Below are 17,142 nucleotides of genomic sequence, written 5' to 3'. Positions count from 1 at the left end.
ACTCTTAGGCTATTTAATTAATTATTTTAGAGAGCTTATTTTATATAAGTACGTTAATAATATATTCGAGAATCAAATACCTACAATCTGACAATACCTATAATTAGATACATTTACTCATATAATTCAACAAATATGAGACTTATTGCTGACGACATGAGAAAGATGGTTGCTCAGCCAAGAAATAGGACTTGCAGGGAGCATGATGGCGTCAACGATGAACGAGACGCCATAGCTTTTGGCACCATAGCTATGAACACATAATTTCGTTGAAAGAAGAACTAAATCGCTCTTGGGGTTGTGTTGAAGTGGCGCTTAAATTCGCGGCTGAATTGGGATGGGCTCGAGTAACCGACTCGGCGAGCAGCATCGCTGATGCGAAGGCCTTCTAGCTGAATAAGTTCTTTGGCTTTGTTGAGCCTGACCTTTTTCAAGTATTGCAGCGGAGATTCAAAAGTGACATTACGGAATGCATTGTGAAAGGCTGACACACTCATGTTGGCTTCGTTGGCAAGCGATTGAACAGTGATGGTTTGGTCGTATTCTTCATGCACTTTAGACAGCGCTTTAGCAACACGTGCGTAGTGACCGTCATGATGGGCTAGATCAAACAGCACACGCCCTTCTGAACCAGTTAGTGCACGGTAGACAATCTCGCTGACCATGGCATCGCCCAATATGTTGGCTTCGATGTCGCAATGCAGCATTTTGACCAATCGAGTAAAGCTCTCTAGCATTTGCTCTTCCATTGGCGTCGATTCTAAGCCGCTCGAATTCTGTTTGTGCTTATTGCAGTAGCTCTCAAGAAAGCCTTGGTCTTCTAACTTTTTTACCAAGCTGTGCAAACGTTGAGAGTCAATATTAATAGACAAACCAAGCAATGGTTCGCCATCAACCGGTAAAGCTTCACACTCCAATGGCATTGGCACACCTACCACAAGGTAATCACCTGCAGCGTAAGTAACGGGTCTGTCGCCAATGTAGATGTTCTTTTTGCCCTGCCCGAGCATGATAATACCCGACTGGTAAGTGAATGGTTGACGCTGATTCCCGCCACGGCTTCTATACAACCACACTCCGCCAATTTCAGTTTCTCTGATCCCTTCGAGATCATCCCAACCTTTGTGTTCTACATAAGACTGTAACAACTGCGCGAGTGTTTTCATAAGTGGCGACTTTCCATTCCAAGTGCTAAGAGTAAGTAAGCTAAAGCAGAGAAAGAATATCAATTTTGTAGAAATAGGCAATTTATTTGGAGAAACAGCTCTTCATCACCCTAGATTACTGTACTAATATGCAAATATAGAAATTGAGCAACACATCAGAATAAAAAATCTAGCTTTACACAAGGAACCTACAATGCAATTTACTTATGTTAACCCTACAGTAATCCATTTCGGCCAAGGCCAAATCAATGCTATCAGCCAAGCAGTTGATACTTCAAAGAAAGTACTTGTCATCTACGGTGGCGGTTCAATCAAAAGCAACGGTGTTTACGACCAAGTTGTCGCTTCTCTAAAGGATCACGCTTGGATTGAGTTCGCTGGTGTTGAAGCTAACCCAACGAAAGAGACGCTAGATAAAGCCGTCGCTCTTGTTAAAGAAGAAAACGTAGAATTCATTATCGCTGTTGGCGGTGGTTCGGTAATCGACGGTTCTAAGTACGTTGCTGCAGCGGCTAAATACGACGGCGACGGTTGGGATATCCTAGCGGGCAAACATCAAGTAACAGAAGCCACTCCTATTGGTGCTGTACTGACCCTTCCTGCGACAGGTTCTGAATCTAACATGGGTGCGGTAATCACTCGTAAAGAGACTCAGGAGAAACTGGCATTCATGAACCCTGCGGTTCAGCCTAAATTTGCGGTTATGGACCCAGACGTAATGAAGTCTCTGCCAGAGCGCCAACTGATCAACGGTCTGGTGGATGCATGGGTTCACGTATGTGAGCAATACATCACAATGCCAACAGACGCGATGGTTCAAGACGGTTACGCAGAAACACTGCTTAAGAACCTACTTGTACTGGGTAAGCAATACGACGAGCGTGACAACGACGCATGGCGTGCAAACCTAATGTGGACTGCAAACCAAGCGCTTAACGGCCTGATTGGTACTGGCGTTCCTCAAGATTGGGCAACACACATGATTGGCCATGAGTTCACAGCACTATGGCACGTAGACCACGCGCGTTCTCTGGCGATTGTTCAACCTTCACTACTTCGTAACCAAATCGAAGCGAAGCGTGGCAAGCTAGAGCAAATGGGTCGTAACGTATTTGGCCTAGAAGCGGGTGCTGATTTAGCCGAGCGTACAATCGCGGCAATCGAAGCCTTCTACCACAGCCTAGACGTTCCAACGATGTTCGACGGTTACGAAGCAACTAAAGCAGCAGCAATCGACAACGTTGTTGCTCAACTTGAATCACACGGTTACCTGCAACTTGGCGAAAACCAAGCAATCACGCCAGAGAAAACGCGTGAGATTTTAGAGTCTGCGATTTACTAAGAATTGCTAAAGTGGAGAGAAAGCAAAGACAATAGTCACACAAAGATGATTTTTTACATCTGACTGAACCCGTTACTTATTTCTTTCGTATAAACAAAGCAGCGTTCATTTTGGGCGCTGCTTTTTAATTTGCCCTACAAGATGCTATTAAATTCTCATAAGTCCTTAATTTTATGTGCATTCAGATTTCTATATTGGTAAGGTAAACCTGTCTCTTTACTAGGTATGAACAACGATTTGAACAATCTCAAGGAAATGGTTAAGTTTAAGTCACTTAACAAGTGGTATGGTGATTTTCATGCCCTAAAGGATATCGATTTAAATATTGAACAAGGAGAGATAGTGGTGATTTGCGGACCATCAGGTTCGGGTAAATCAACCTTAATCCGTTGTATCAATCAGCTAGAACCTTTCGAAAGCGGCGAGCTTTGCGTGTTAGAACAAGTGCTTCCGAGTAAATTCAACACACCTGGCCAAGTCGGAATGGTGTTTCAGCATTTTCATTTATTCCCCCATCTTACCGTGCTCGAAAACCTAACTCTGTCGCCTATTCGTACGCTTAAAAAAAGCAAACGAGAAGCCGAGAAGCTTGCAATGCACTATCTCGAGCGCGTACACATCGCTGAACAAGCCAACAAATACCCAGTGCAACTTTCTGGCGGTCAACAACAACGTGTAGCTATCGCCCGTTCGCTGTGCATGAAGCCTGAATTACTGCTTTTTGATGAACCGACTTCAGCGCTTGATCCGGAGATGATCAACGAAGTGCTCGACGTGATGGTTGAACTGGCGAGCGAAGGTATCACCATGGTGTGCGTGACCCACGAAATGGGCTTTGCGAAACAAGTGGCCGACCGCGTTATCTTCATGGATGAAGGACAAATTGTGGAATCGAATACGCCACAAGCACTCTTTGAAAACCCTCAACATGAACGTACTCAAGCGTTCCTAAATCAGATCCTGACTTATTAATGTTGATTCGAATTATTAAACCCGCCCTATCTGCTTTGGTACAGATTGTTGTACTGGTGGCTGCTGTTGTTTGGATTCTCGACTCTGGTGCACAAACCATGGGATACAGCTGGCAATGGGAGCGTGTGCCGGACTATATTGCTTTCTATGAAGATGGTGAATGGTGGCCTGCAGAATTAGTTGAAGGGCTACTGGTTACCATCAATATCTCTTTGATTTCTTTGGTTGCCACACTGATCATTGGTTTAACGACAGCACTATTGAGAAAGTCAAATTCTGTGGTTGGACGCACCTTAGCCACCAGCTATGTTGAGTTGATTCGTAACACGCCGTTGTTGGTACAAATTTATTTGCTCTATTTTGTATTTGGCCCCGTATTAGGGCTCGATCGCTTTAGTACTGCCGTTTTAGCCTTAGCACTTTTCCAAGGCGCTTACACCGCCGAGATATTTCGTGCCGGTTTAAATGGTATTGCGAGAGGACAATTTGAAGCAGCTCAATCCTTGGGCTTATCAAAGACCTATACTTACTGGGATGTGATTCTTCCTCAGGTGGTGCAACGTACCTTGCCACCTTTGACCAATGAAGTGATCTCTCTTATTAAAAACTCTTCAATTGTAAGTGTCATGGCTATTTTTGACCTGACGACTGAAGCCAGAAACATCGTTTCTGAAACCGCGATGCCATTCGAGATTTGGTTCTCGGTGGCGATCATTTATCTTGCTCTTACACTTTCACTTTCTGCCGTTGCTGCTTGGCTTGAGCATAAGCTCGGGGCTAACTGGCGAACACAATAAGGATTTATCAGCATGAAGCTATTTAAAACCGCGATTACAGCCCTACTTGCGCTTGCCGTAAGTTTGCCTGCACTTGCTTCTGAAACGCCTAACCTCGATAAAATCAACGAACGTGGCTCACTGCGCGTTGGTATGTCGACATTTGTTCCTTGGGCGATGCGTAACAAACAAGGCGATCTCGTTGGCTTTGAAATCGACGTGGCGAAACGCCTTGCCGAAGATTCTGGTTGGAAAGTCGAATTTGTACCGACAGCATGGGACGGTATTATCCCTTCTCTATTATCGAAAAAATTTGATGTAATCATCGGCGGTATGTCTATCACTGAAGCGCGAGCTAAAAGCGTACTGTTCACTGAACCTTACTCGCACTCTGGCGTTCAACTGGCGGCTAATAAAGAGCTAGCGGAAGGTTTTACTCAAATCTCTGATTTTGATTCTCGTCGCGTAAAAATTGCTGCACGCCGTGGCGCTTTCACTGTTCAAGTGGCTCGTGAAACCTTCCCGAAAGCAAAAGTACTTCAGTTCGATGACGATGCTCAAGCATTCCAAGAAGTGTTGAACGGCAACGCACACGCGGTTATTGCGTCTAGCCCGAAACCAGAACACGAAACGATCAAAAACGCAGACACGCTATTTATTCCATTTGAAGAGCGTCTATCAAAAGGTAACGAAGCATTTGCAGTTCGCCTAGGTGAAACTGACAAGGCAGAATTCTTCAACGAATGGATCAAAGCACGTACTGAAGACGGTTGGTTGAAAGAGCGTTACGAGTACTGGTTCTCTACTCTAGATTGGCAAGACCAGATTGCTCAAGGTCAGTAATCAGAACTGTTGCTAGTGAATCGAGGCAGTGCATTGTCTGCACTGCCTTCTCATCAACAACTTGATTCGCTTTATTGATGATCTAAAACTCAACAAAACAGCCTACTAATTATTATTGTTTAAACAGGAATGACGTGAGTAGTACTAGCGCATTGACAACACCTAAGCCCAACGTTCATATGAAGCCTTGGTATCAACGCCTTAACCTTTTGGATGGCGTGTTACTCGCTGTGATGTGTGTGTTTGCAGGCTGGCTTTATTATCGCTCTGCTGTTGGTATTAACTACCAATGGCGATGGGAAGATGCGTTTACACTAATTTTTATTCCGCCTTCTCAAGGCAGTATTCCCTATTTTTTCCAAGGCTTGATCGCAACGCTGCGCTTAAGTTTATGGAGTATGGTGTTAGCACTCTCTTTTGGCACACTGTTAGGTGTGGCAAGACACTCAAAGATCGCTTTTTTCAAAACACCGGCACTGATTTTCATTCAGTTGGTTCGTAATATTCCGCCGCTGGTGTTTGTCTTCATCTTTTACTTCTTTGTTTCTAACCAACTGATCCCATTACTTGGCTTAGAAAGTATCTTGCGTGAACACAGTGGCGAGATTAACGCTGTTCAAGATTTCCTTTTCGGCCCGGCTAACCTTTGGGAAAACTTGGCGTCTGGTGTTATCTGTATTGGCTTGCTCTCTTCTGCTTATATTGCTGAAGTGATTAGAGCTGGCTTAGAAGGTATTCCAAAAGGCCAATGGGAAGCGGCCGATTCACTCGGTCTGTCTGCATTGTCTAAGTATCGATTTGTTGTCGGCCCGCAAGTATTAACGGCTATCACACCGCCATTGGCTGGCCAAGCAATCTCCTTGGTTAAAGACACGTCGATTGTGTCTCTGATTTCTATCCAAGAGATGACGTTTGTTGGTACTGAGATGGCAAACTCTTCAGGTTTGATCTTTGAGATCTGGCTCATTGTTGGCTTCGTATATTTTGCTTTGTGCTTTGCGCTTTCACGTCTTTTCAAAGTGATTGAGCAACGTTCTAGTGCTTACCTTAACCATCAGTAACGTCATTAATTAATAGTACCGACTCGCCCGACCATTCCTTTCCCTTATCAAGTTCACCTGATTGGTTTAAGCTATTGACCAATCGGGATTTATCCCTTCATATTTCTTCTTAGAAACACAGCGAAATACTCGTCTAATCACTATACTTAACGTATCGAACTACGTTGATTCTTCTCAAGGACATCACTCAACATGGACAATCATAAAGAACGAGCTTTTTACGCCGTTGTCGGCGCATTGGTTGGAGACGCCGCTTCCATGGGGTTGCACTGGCTGTATGACCAAGAGAGGATCTTACACGTAGCTGGTTTCGAGCCAGAATTTCGCTCACCGAATCAGTTCGATTATCAAGACAAGGGCTACTTTGCGCACCAAGGAAAAACCGCTGGCGATCAATCGCAATACGGAGCTCAGTTATTGGCTATGGTCGATAGTTTAGTCGACAACCAAAAATACGATGAAGCGAGCTATATTCAACATTTCCGCAACTGGTTTGATTTTGGCGGCAGTTGGCAAGGCTACATTGATAAAGCGACGCGCATGAGCTTGCTGAATATCCATCAATTAGAACTAGAGGACGCCCCGATTACTGCCTGTGGCGCAGATGACACGCAGCTCCCCGCAGTTTCAAAGATCATTCCATTAGTAGCCTGTACTTACACGTCTCACACTTTGCCAGCCATGGTAGAGAGTGCGGTACGAGTGACCAACAATAACGACAAAGCCGTGGAATGGGCGCAAGCCATCACCCTATTGGTTCAAGCGGCAATTCAAGGCAACTCGCCACTGCAATCGGTAGAAATGGTGCGACAAACTTGTAGCAAGTTTATACACGATCAAATCGACGAAGCACTGGCTAATCCTGAGCTTTCGATTACAGATGCCGCGAAGAAGTTCGGATTGCATTGTGAACTGAGTGCCGCATTTCCCTTGCTGATTCGCATCATTTCAGGTGCTCAGAGTTATCAACAAGGCATTCGCGACAACATCTTATGTGGTGGTGACAGCTGCGGTCGAGCGATTGTAATTGGCGCGGTATTAGCGGCGTGTTTCTACGATGAAGATGACGGAATTCCAACCGAATGGCTAAAACAAGTCGAACTCAATGGCAGTGTATTGTCTTTGCCTATTGAGTGACGATTACAACACAACGGCACATTGTGCCGTTGAGGTTATAACTAACGCTTGAAATTACTGACGCCACATATAAACAAACTGATCGTTCTGCGAGGTGATTACAAACCCAAATCTCAAGTACAACTCCCCAACTCGATTACCTTGTAGGTAACAAAGTTCGACGCGTTTATTGAGGCTGTCAGCCTTAGTTAAGAAGTCTTTCAGTACTTGGCTACCAATTCCCTTTCCATGATACTCAGGCAGCAAAAAGAATCGGCAGAAATAGAAGTGGTCGCCTTTATCTTGCAACAAAACACTACCAATCGCTTTGCCGTGATATTCAATGATCTCGGGCCGTTCTTCAGCCCACTCTTCGGCATGTATATCTCGTTGAACTTGTTCATCCCAGCCAAAAACAGCCTTGATTGGCTCAAATTCAGCCGCCTTTTTTAGCTCGAACAGAAATTCATAATCTGATGACTGAGCGGGTCTTGTCGAATACTTCAAAATATCTCCAACAATAATCAATGAACTATATAGCCAACGCTCGACTACTGCTTCTTAACGTACTTCGCCGTAACAAGCATTTCACCGCCACCATCAAGCTTGCAATCTAACTGGTGATCTTTGCCTTCATTGATTCGTCTGATTACGGCTTTAGTACCGATTTTCAGTACAGAAGAACTGCCTTTAATTTTTAGATCTTTAATGAAGGTAACTTTATCGCCACTTTCCAATACAACGCCATTCACGTCCTTAACACGCGCGGCTTCTCTTTCTAAACGCTCTTCTTCTGGATTCCATTCATAGGCACACTCAGGGCAGATTAGGTTGTTTTGGTCTGGGTAGACATATTCAGATTGGCATTGCGGGCAAGGAGGTAAAGACATACGTTAAGACTTCATTTAAATAGAATTTGTCCCCATTTTAATGACTCTTGTCAGGCTTAGCGAGCATAAATCTAACAAGTTTTACACAGAGCTAATTGTCGTAAAAAAGATCAGTACCTAAAACGAACAAACACAGCCGTTAAGCTGTGTTTGTTTAAAAATTTGAGAAGCAGAACAGCTTAACGTTCGACTTTTGGTGAGTAAATCGAGTAAGCGGTGATTTGCCCAGCCACGATTGCAGAGAACATGAATAACGCCGATAAACCAATACTCGGAATAGGCAAAATCGATTGTTCAAACACCGACTGGCTGGCACTTACTAATACTCGGCTACCCGGAACCAAAATGATGATCCCTTGCACGATATAAATAGAGCCCGTTAGCTCCATCTTCTTAGCAATCCAAGTCCCGTATAAAGTAATCAAAACGGTGGTTACCCATGTACCTACCACCCAACCACTATCAAAGCCTAGATAGAACGGCCCCCACATACCCAGAACCGCCACTGGCAAGCCAAGTAAGATGTCTTTAGGACGCGCATTGAACATCACACCGATAGACACCGAGATCAAAACCAAACCAGATATGTGCATCCACATCGGTACCGCATTGGTATAGTCGATGGAGACCGCTTGTCCCCATATCGCTTCACCAATATTAAGACCCATGATAATCCCGACAAACAGCTTTATCAGGGTTAATGCGCTCTGCCCTAACAAACTGGTACCAGAGACGAGATCATTAAACGCCAAACATTCTAGTGCGTTGGCTATGGATAACCCGGGGACAAACAAGACGATCGAGGCGATACACAACGCCCACACTGGTATCGGCAACCCTGTGCTCGCCAAAAACGCTACAAAGATACCCGTTAACAATGCCGAGATGAATTCAACTGCGATAGCGCGACGTGAATGAAGGACTTGCTGACAGACCCAAACCATCAAACCCAATAACGCAGAAAAACCCACCGCTTCCAACGTACTGCCCACCAGCATCAAATACGCAGGCGGAATACCCATATTGGCAAGTGCCGTCACAAATTTAGAGTAACCGACAGGCTCTGGTACAGGCTCACTGCTTGGCTGGTTAATACGAATGATCGTATTGGCCAACAAACTCAGGTTAATTGACGCAGGCTTTAGACGCTTAAGAATAACGGCGTTGTTATCGTCTGGAAATTGATAGTTAATCGCAGTTGGCGTAGCTTGGATCATCACATCAACACCATGCTTTTTTGCATAGAATTGAGTGTATTTCTCTAGCTTGTAAGGAGCACAACCACTGCGGTGAAGAGTGTCACCAATTTCAACAATTTTGTTAATTCGGAACTGAGAAGGCATGGGTATTTTAGGGGAGACAAAATGTGCGGCAAATGTACCAAACGATAGACGGATTGACGAGACTTTTGCGTAAATTATCAACTCAACTCGTTACTTTTTTCTTCGAACGCTTAAAGGTACGTATAACTCTACTCATTTGGGATTAGTTTCCTGAATACTTCGACTGGTTGGTAAGTTAAATTTATGCATCCATATTGTTATTAATGGACGCCAAAACACGATTAAAAATCAGTTTATGTTAACACTCCAAATTCCTTAATTTGTATGGGTTTTATGACAAGCTAACACCAACAAACTGGTTTATAAATCAAACCGAATTTGTCACAGAAATAGCGGGGGATTTTCCATTGTTTCTCGCCCTCCGTTTAGCGAGAGTTTAGTCACATTTTATTCGCTCTGAAAACGCCGAACATGATTGAAAAACTAGCGGTGTGGTGGTTATGCGAGCACTTAGAATAAAAATGAAAGAAAAAGGTTTCGTTTTCAGTTAGATGTGGCATTATCACTCTCGTTAAGACGATGTGCGTACATCGTATAATGGCTATTACCTCAGCCTTCCAAGCTGATGATGCGGGTTCGATTCCCGCTGTACGCTCCAGTCTTCTTGATGCCTCAGTCTTACTCTTAAGACAGTGTGCGTGCATCGTATAATGGCTATTACCTCAGCCTTCCAAGCTGATGATGCGGGTTCGATTCCCGCTGCACGCTCCAACTTCTTCTTACGCTCCATGACGTGCTTTCTTCCAGCAATACCCTATTCAAAAACTTTCTCCGTTTGCTAAATCCATAGTCATTAAATCTATACTGATTAAACTTATTTTGTTTAAGCTTGGATTGACGAATCAACGCTGATTGACTAACCAGAGCTATTAACTCCTTAAATCGCTTCGTATTTCTGACACCTTGCCCATTACACATTACACATTACAGATCAACTTTCAATGATTTTCAAAATTGTTCCAATTTAATAATCTTGGTCAATATCCGAAAAATCAGTTGTGTTAATGTGCGCGCATTAGCAACAACCCATAAATAATAAAAAATGTTTAAAAGCAATGAGTTAACAATAAACATCGAAGCAATTAATGTCGCGCTAACAAAAGTTGAAAATGCCAATAAAATTCAGCTAGATACATTGAAAGGTTATGTGAACAGCGAGCCTGAACAGGCTGTACTGGCTTTTCGATCGCTGAATGAAGCAGAGTCAATCGATGACAAGTTTAAAAAGATCATGGCAGAGCTACCGCACCTGAGCGGCGAAGCACACCACCTGCTTGAAACTTCTATCTTGCTACAGTGATTCTAACTACAGATAAGCCTCAGCCAATACAAGTTAGTTCATGTATTCCTGAACAGGTTGAGACTTATCTTTAACTGGTCACAATGTTTAACCAATGACTTAGCGGTCACACAAAGCTGTGCTGATTGGTTGAAATGAATTGGTGATGTAACGCCCTCGCATTACTCCCAGAAGTTCCACCACTTTTTGCTGTTTTCTTCACGCTGCTGTTGGCCTTTCTCTGACCCTTTTCCTTCTTCTTTACGCTCTTGTTCCGCTTTCTTGTCTTTCTGCTTTTCTAATCCCGACTTTTCTTCGTCATTATCTATATCATCTTCAAGCTTTTCTTTCTTATCTTTAAGCTTCTCTTTACTCTCTTCGAGAGCTTCTTTCTCGTCTTCCAAATCGTCGAGTTCTTTATCTAGTTTCTGCTTATCTTTTTTGTTCTTACTTTTTTTCGCTTTCTTATTTTTCTCTTCGACCATTGAATCAAGCGGCTTCTCACGATCATCAATTTCGCCTTCAACTTTTTTAGCCTCAGCGAACGTTTTCACTTCTTCTAAATCGGGCTTACCTTTACCAGCCCACTCAGGTTTAGCAGCAATGCTGTGGGTCGACCACGTTATTAAAGCACCTGTTACTGCAAGTACTAGAACTGTCTTATTCATCCTTAAACTCCTATTCCTATAGTCTTTTAAGCTAATACCTAAATAGCACTAAAACAAGATAGCCATACCTAGCACTCATCCCTTTGAACTAGATATGGCTTGTGTATCACCTTATAGCGTTAACGACTTCACCATGCCCGCTTCAGCGTGACCAGGGATATTGCACGCGAACTCTACTTTATTATCACCATGGAAATGCCACAACAATTGCTTCGCTTTACCCGCCTTAACCGTAACTGTGCTACCCGAGTCATGAGCGTGATTACCCATGTTTTTCATCATTTCACGGTGCTCTAGCTGCTCTGAGGCAGAACCAATCGAGAATTCGTGGTCAATCTTACCCGTGTTCATCACAACAAACTGCACTACATCATTTGGCTCAATATCGACCTTATTTTTGAATGTGATTTTCATATCATCACTTAGTAGGACATGAACCACTTTATCCGGCTTTGCGCCTGTCGCAGGCATACCCACTTCAGACATACCTCCCATATTCATCATCGAATGGTCCATCTTTCCATCCTTCATCATGCTGTGATCCATTTTTGAATGATCCATCTCTCCACTCTTCATCATCGAGTGATCCATGCCTGAATGATCTTTACTTGAATGGTCAACAGCTGAATGGTCCATTTCAGCAAAAGCCGTTGCAGTAGTTAACGTCAGTGCAATCGCAATAAGTGTCTTTTTCATGATCGTTCCTTAGATAAATTCAGTTATTTATTTGTTAGTTTCACATGTTTGTGTGGTACGCCCTTACCCACTCTGTTTTGGTCAGTAAGGGCTAATAATCAATACGTTATTTGTTTGTTTCGTTTTGGCTGTGCGTGATCTCACGCTGTTTCCAGAGCTTAAAGATTGCAGGCAACACCAGTAGGGTAAGCAATAGTGCAGACGCCATTCCGCCTATCATTGGCGCAGCAATTCGCTGCATCACTTCAGAGCCCGTTCCCTCGCCATACATAATTGGAATGAGGCCAATGATCACCGTAAGTACTGTCATCATCACTGGGCGAACACGCAGTCCGGCACCCTCACGAATCGCATCCGTTAAGTATTCACTCTGAAGTGCTTGCTGGTTCTGCTCCGCATCCAATTTTTTGTAGTGCCATGCTTGGTTTAGGTAGACCAACATAATGACGCCTATCTCAACAGCTACCCCGGCAAGGGCGATAAAGCCCACACCCACCGCAATCGAGAAGTTGTAATTGAGGACATGCATCAGCCATAGGCCACCAACCATCGCGAGTGGCAATGTCAGCATAATCATCATCACCTCACCGACACGGCGGAAGCTGAGGTAGAGCAACAACATGATGATGGCGATGGTAATTGGCACAACGACACTTAAACGTTCTTTGGCGCGCTCCATGTATTCGTATTGACCAGACCATGCCAGTGAATATCCGGCAGGCAAGACGATTTGATCTGTAACGACTTTTTGCGCCTCTGCCACATAAGAACCAAGGTCGCGCCCTTCGATGTCAACGAACACCCAGCCATTAGGACGCGCGTTCTCCGTCTTAATCATTGGTGGCCCATCTTCATAGCGAATATCCGCGACATCAGACAAAGCAATTCGCGCTCCATTTGGTGTCACTAACGGCAGGTTCTGCAGCTTAACGACAGAATCACGATAGCTTTGTGGGTAACGGACATTGATTGGATAGCGCTCTAGCCCCTCAACGGTTTCGCCCACGTTCATGCCACCAACCGCAGTCGAGATAACCTGTTGCACTTCTTTAATGCTCAAGCCATATCGCGCAGCAGAGCGACGTTTAATGTCTATCGTGACGTAACGACCACCGGCTACACGTTCAGCGTAAACAGAAGCCGTGCCGCTAACACCATTTAAGATTGGCTCAAGCTCAGAACCGATACCCTCAATAACACTCAGATCTGGCCCTGCTATCTTGATTCCGATTGGCGTTTTAATACCGGTCGCTAGCATGTCGATCCGAGTCTTGATTGGCATGACCCATGCGTTAGTCAAACCCGGGAACTGAATCAGATCATCGAACTCTTTGCGTAACGACTCCGTAGTGACACCGTCACGCCATTCATCGCGAGGTTTTAGCTGAATAACCGTTTCAATCATGGTCAGTGGCGCAGGATCGGTCGCCGTTTCCGCACGTCCAATTTTGCCCCATGTGGTTTCAACTTCTGGGATGGTTTTGATGAGCTTGTTGGTCTGTTGCAACAACTCGCGAGCCTTACCTATTGAGATGCCCGGATACGTGGTTGGCATGTACATCAAATCCCCTTCGTCCAAAGGAGGGATGAACTCGCTGCCAAGCTTACTGGTTGGGTAATAAGCAGACGCCATTAAGCCAAGTGCGATAACAATCATCACCTTTGGATATTTTAGGCTGAGATTTAGAAGCGGCTTGTACATCGCCACTAGGCTGCGGTTTACTGGGTTTTTGTGTTCAGGTAGCACGTTGCCACGAATGAAGTAACCCATTAGCACAGGCACAAGCGTGATAGCCAAACCGGCTGCAGCGGCCATTGCATACGTCTTGGTAAACGCAAGTGGCGAGAACATCTTGCCCTCTTGCCCTTCTAGCGCGAACACAGGCACAAAACTCAAGGTAATGATAATCAGAGAGAAGAACAGCGGCGCGCCAACTTCTTCTGCTGCCTTACCAATCACTTGCCAACGGTTTTTGTCAGTGAGCGGAGTCCGTTCAATGTGTTTATGAACGTTCTCGATCATCACTATGGCGCCATCCACCATGGCACCAATCGCAATTGCGATACCGCCAAGAGACATGATGTTGGCGTTAATACCCTGCCAATGCATCACAATGAATGCACCCAAGATACCGACAGGCAGACTTAGCGCGATAACCAATGATGAACGAATATGGAAGAGGAACAGCGCGCACACAATCGCAACCACGATGAACTCTTCAGCCAGCTTCTTCCAAAGGTTTTCAACGGCTGAATCAATCAAAGTCGAACGGTCATAAGTCGCGACAATTTCAACGCCATCGGGTAAACCAGCTTGCAGTTCAGCGAGCTTGGATTTCACCGAGTCGATCACTTCACTGGCATTTTCACCAAAGCGCATCACGATAACGCCGCCAACCGCTTCGCCTTCACCATTGAGTTCAGAGATACCACGACGCATTTGTGGTCCAAGGTTAATATCTGCAATGTCGCCCAATAGCAAAGGAGTACCTTTGTCTGTCACTTTTAGCGGTAGTGATTGAATATCTTCAATGCTTGTCAGGTAACCCGTAGTGCGAACCATGTGCTCCGCTTCAGCAATCTCAACCACTGACGCACCGGTTTCTTGGTTGCCATCTTGGATCGCCTTATTGACTTGCTGAAGCGTTAAGTCATAAGCACGTAATTTGGCAGGATCAATCTGTACTTGATACTGCTTCACCATGCCACCGACAGTCGCGACTTCAGACACACCATCAACGGTTTGCAGCTCGTATTTCAAGAACCAGTCTTGCAGGCTACGAAGCTCTGCTAAGTCGTGCTTACCAGTTTTGTCTTGCAACACATAGCTGTAAACCCAACCCACACCGGTTGCATCTGGCCCTAATGTTGGCTTGGCACTTGATGGCAAGTTAGGTGCTACTTGGCTTAGGTATTCCAATACCCTAGAGCGCGCCCAATACATATCAGTATCATCATTGAAGATGATATAGACGTAGGAATCGCCAAAGAACGAATAACCACGAACCGTTTCGGCTCCCGGCACGGCTAACATCGCCGTTGTGAGCGGATACGTTACTTGGTCCTCAACCACTTGAGGCGCTTGACCCGGATAACTGGTTTTGATGATTACCTGAACATCTGACAAATCAGGAATGGCATCGACAGGTGTATTTTTAACGCTGTATAAGCCGCCAAATACGATGGCTACAGTAGTAACCAACACTAAGAAGCGGTTGCTAATAGACCAGCGAATGATTGCATTGATCATAGTTCGCCCTCACCCGTGCTATTCGTCGGTTCGAGAGATTTGAGCACATAATCAGAACCTTGCTTCGCCACTAGAAACCGAATGGTTTGACCCTCGGAAAACTCAGATAAATCAAGGTCATCACTGGCTTGGAAATTCATTTCACCCGCTTTCCAATTCCACTCAGGGACAGGCTGATGTTTTACGGTGATCATGCCAAAATCTGACATCAACATGGTGATGTCACCCGTTACCCAAACTTCGCCGGCGATCTTGTGTTTGTTGACCTTGTAATCAACAACCTCGTACTGCCCTGACTCTGTCTTTCTCATCTCAAAATCAATCGCCTTACCACGTTTCACGTCACTCATGTCTAAGCCTTCCGCAAAGGTGAAATTCATCACCATGCCCGGCCAATCCCATTCAGGAACAGGCTGATGGTTAATCGTCACCATGCGACTGCCTTGCATAACATCGGAAATTTCACCGTTTGCCCACACGGTTTCAGCTTGCTCTTCAACGCCATTGATTCGTGACAAATCAGCGGATTGGCTAGATTCAGAGTCCAACATGAAGTGCGCTGAAGTCACAATGTGTTCGCCTTGTTCAAGCCCTTGCAACACCTCGATTTTCTCGCCAGCTTCACGCCCGACTTCAATGCGTGCTGAACGGTATTTCCCTTCACCTTCAGACAGCACCACTCGAGTCATGCCACCTGAATGGATAACCGATGATCTTGGAATGGTGAGCACGGCATCATCACTGATTGGCTTCAAAGCAATATTGGCGAACATGTTTGGCTTGAGCTCGCCATTAGGATTCGAGAACTTCAAACGAACACGTAACGTTCGAGTTTTCGGGTCTAGGATTGGATAGACATAATCGACATTACCCAACCACTCTTTGCCGGGAATGGCATCTAGCGTCATCACCGCATTGCTGCCTGACGAGATCCAGTGCGCTTGACGCTCAAACACCTCAGCATCAACCCATACTTCGCCTAATGGGCCAGCACTGATCACCGCTTGTGCAGGTGCAAGGTAACCACCTTCTCGGATATTCAAACTTGCGATGACACCATCAGCTGGCGCTTTGACTTCAATGGTTTGTGAGGCTTTGCCTTTGCGCGTAATAGCGCGGATTTGCGTCTTATCAACACCCAAGGTAATTAAGCGTTCAGTCGAGCCTTTGATCAAACCTTTACGACCCGTTTTATAAGCACTGATCAACTCTTCTTGTGCTTTAACAAGCTCTGGAGAATAGAGTGTGAAAAGCACATCACCTTTGTTTACCTTCTCACCCACAGCGTTGATGTAGAGCTTCTCAACCCAACCAGCTGCTCTTACGTTGGTTTGCCACAATGTACTTTCATCGAACGCCACATAACCCACGGTTTCAATCCGAGGAGACAGCGCTTCGAACTTAACTTTCGCTGTTTTGACACCCAGATTATTTTCTACCGACGAATCAATGAACACGGTACCGGGCTCATCTTTAACACCACTTGAGTCATCCGCGTAAACAGGGATTAAATCCATCCCCATAGGTGACTGACCCGGCTTGTCTCGCTGATAATTTGGGTCCATCGGAGCCACCCAATACAGAGGTTCATCCTTGGCCTGTTTACTGACATCTGCGCCTGTACTCGTTGCCATTGCTGACATGTCATGTGCTGGATTAATTAGAAAATGGTTCACACCAAAACCCAATGCACCACCGACCAATAAAGCGATTGTTGCTACTTTTACTGTACTCATTGTC

Annotated in this window: 15 protein-coding genes and 2 tRNA genes; 9 read left to right on the top strand and 8 right to left on the bottom strand. The window is 45.0% G+C overall.

What is annotated here, in order from left to right; all coding sequences use genetic code 11:
* Positions 1 to 281: 281 nt before the first annotated feature.
* Positions 282 to 1,166 carry an AraC family transcriptional regulator gene (locus tag K08M4_RS17595; RefSeq protein ID WP_086050827.1) on the bottom strand — a complete coding sequence of 295 codons (885 nt, stop codon included), beginning with the start codon at positions 1,164 to 1,166 and terminating at the stop codon, positions 282 to 284.
* Positions 1,167 to 1,359: 193 nt separating this feature from the next.
* Here K08M4_RS17595 and K08M4_RS17590 point away from each other — a divergent pair, with 193 nt between their 5' ends.
* The 6 genes from K08M4_RS17590 (at position 1,360) to K08M4_RS17565 (ending at position 7,297) form a co-directional block, all read left to right on the top strand.
* Positions 1,360 to 2,508, top strand: coding sequence for an iron-containing alcohol dehydrogenase (locus tag K08M4_RS17590; RefSeq protein ID WP_086050826.1), 1,149 nt, complete (start codon positions 1,360 to 1,362; stop codon positions 2,506 to 2,508).
* Positions 2,509 to 2,733: 225 nt separating this feature from the next.
* The gene (locus K08M4_RS17585; RefSeq protein ID WP_017082064.1) at positions 2,734 to 3,480 is read left to right on the top strand and encodes an amino acid ABC transporter ATP-binding protein; all 747 of its coding nucleotides are present in this window, start codon (positions 2,734 to 2,736) and stop codon (positions 3,478 to 3,480) included.
* Positions 3,480 to 4,277, top strand: coding sequence for an amino acid ABC transporter permease (locus tag K08M4_RS17580; protein ID WP_086050825.1), 798 nt, complete (start codon positions 3,480 to 3,482; stop codon positions 4,275 to 4,277). Before K08M4_RS17585 ends, K08M4_RS17580 begins: the two co-directional genes overlap by 1 nt.
* 12 nt (positions 4,278 to 4,289) lie before the next feature.
* Positions 4,290 to 5,099 carry a transporter substrate-binding domain-containing protein gene (locus K08M4_RS17575; RefSeq protein WP_012600468.1) on the top strand — a complete coding sequence of 270 codons (810 nt, stop codon included), beginning with the start codon at positions 4,290 to 4,292 and terminating at the stop codon, positions 5,097 to 5,099.
* A 134-nt stretch (positions 5,100 to 5,233) separates the two neighbouring features.
* Complete coding sequence (locus K08M4_RS17570; protein ID WP_086050824.1) at positions 5,234 to 6,160, top strand: amino acid ABC transporter permease; 927 nt, start codon at positions 5,234 to 5,236, stop codon at positions 6,158 to 6,160.
* A gap of 192 nt (positions 6,161 to 6,352) precedes the next feature.
* The gene (locus K08M4_RS17565; protein ID WP_086050823.1) at positions 6,353 to 7,297 is read left to right on the top strand and encodes an ADP-ribosylglycohydrolase family protein; all 945 of its coding nucleotides are present in this window, start codon (positions 6,353 to 6,355) and stop codon (positions 7,295 to 7,297) included.
* Positions 7,298 to 7,351: 54 nt separating this feature from the next.
* Here K08M4_RS17565 and K08M4_RS17560 read toward each other — a convergent pair whose 3' ends face one another.
* From K08M4_RS17560 to K08M4_RS17550, 3 genes are all read right to left on the bottom strand, one after another.
* Positions 7,352 to 7,783 (bottom strand): GNAT family N-acetyltransferase, encoded by a 432-nt coding sequence (locus K08M4_RS17560; RefSeq protein WP_086050822.1) that lies wholly within the window; start codon positions 7,781 to 7,783, stop codon positions 7,352 to 7,354.
* 44 nt (positions 7,784 to 7,827) lie between these two features.
* Complete coding sequence (locus K08M4_RS17555) at positions 7,828 to 8,166, bottom strand: zinc ribbon domain-containing protein YjdM (RefSeq protein WP_004731484.1); 339 nt, start codon at positions 8,164 to 8,166, stop codon at positions 7,828 to 7,830.
* A gap of 179 nt (positions 8,167 to 8,345) precedes the next feature.
* Positions 8,346 to 9,509, bottom strand: a complete 1,164-nt coding sequence (locus K08M4_RS17550) for a threonine/serine exporter family protein (protein ID WP_004731486.1) — start codon at positions 9,507 to 9,509, stop codon at positions 8,346 to 8,348.
* Positions 9,510 to 10,032: 523 nt separating this feature from the next.
* Here K08M4_RS17550 and K08M4_RS17545 point away from each other — a divergent pair.
* The 3 genes from K08M4_RS17545 (at position 10,033) to K08M4_RS17535 (ending at position 10,809) form a co-directional block, all read left to right on the top strand.
* Positions 10,033 to 10,107 (top strand) — tRNA-Gly (locus K08M4_RS17545).
* A 38-nt stretch (positions 10,108 to 10,145) separates the two neighbouring features.
* Positions 10,146 to 10,220: transfer RNA gene (locus K08M4_RS17540), tRNA-Gly, on the top strand.
* A gap of 331 nt (positions 10,221 to 10,551) precedes the next feature.
* The gene (locus K08M4_RS17535) at positions 10,552 to 10,809 is read left to right on the top strand and encodes a hypothetical protein (protein WP_017085576.1); all 258 of its coding nucleotides are present in this window, start codon (positions 10,552 to 10,554) and stop codon (positions 10,807 to 10,809) included.
* Between the two features lie 161 nt (positions 10,810 to 10,970).
* Here K08M4_RS17535 and K08M4_RS17530 read toward each other — a convergent pair whose 3' ends face one another.
* The 4 genes from K08M4_RS17530 to K08M4_RS17515 form a co-directional block, all read right to left on the bottom strand.
* A complete protein-coding gene (locus tag K08M4_RS17530; RefSeq protein ID WP_086050821.1) occupies positions 10,971 to 11,456 on the bottom strand; it encodes a hypothetical protein in 486 nt (161 codons plus the stop codon).
* Positions 11,457 to 11,567: 111 nt separating this feature from the next.
* The gene (gene copI / locus K08M4_RS17525; RefSeq protein WP_086050820.1) at positions 11,568 to 12,152 is read right to left on the bottom strand and encodes a copper-resistant cuproprotein CopI; all 585 of its coding nucleotides are present in this window, start codon (positions 12,150 to 12,152) and stop codon (positions 11,568 to 11,570) included.
* Between the two features lie 106 nt (positions 12,153 to 12,258).
* On the bottom strand, positions 12,259 to 15,402 hold the full coding sequence (locus K08M4_RS17520; RefSeq protein WP_086050819.1) for an efflux RND transporter permease subunit: 3,144 nt from the start codon (positions 15,400 to 15,402) through the stop codon (positions 12,259 to 12,261).
* Entirely contained in the window at positions 15,399 to 17,138 is a 1,740-nt protein-coding gene (locus tag K08M4_RS17515; RefSeq protein ID WP_086050818.1) for an efflux RND transporter periplasmic adaptor subunit, read from the bottom strand. Before K08M4_RS17515 ends, K08M4_RS17520 begins: the two co-directional genes overlap by 4 nt.
* Positions 17,139 to 17,142 lie beyond the last annotated feature (4 nt).

Source organism: Vibrio syngnathi, assembly GCF_002119525.1.
Lineage (GTDB): Bacteria > Pseudomonadota > Gammaproteobacteria > Enterobacterales > Vibrionaceae > Vibrio > Vibrio syngnathi.
The sequence above is the reverse complement of the archived record's forward strand: the minus strand, read 5'-3'. Positions and strand labels throughout refer to the sequence as shown.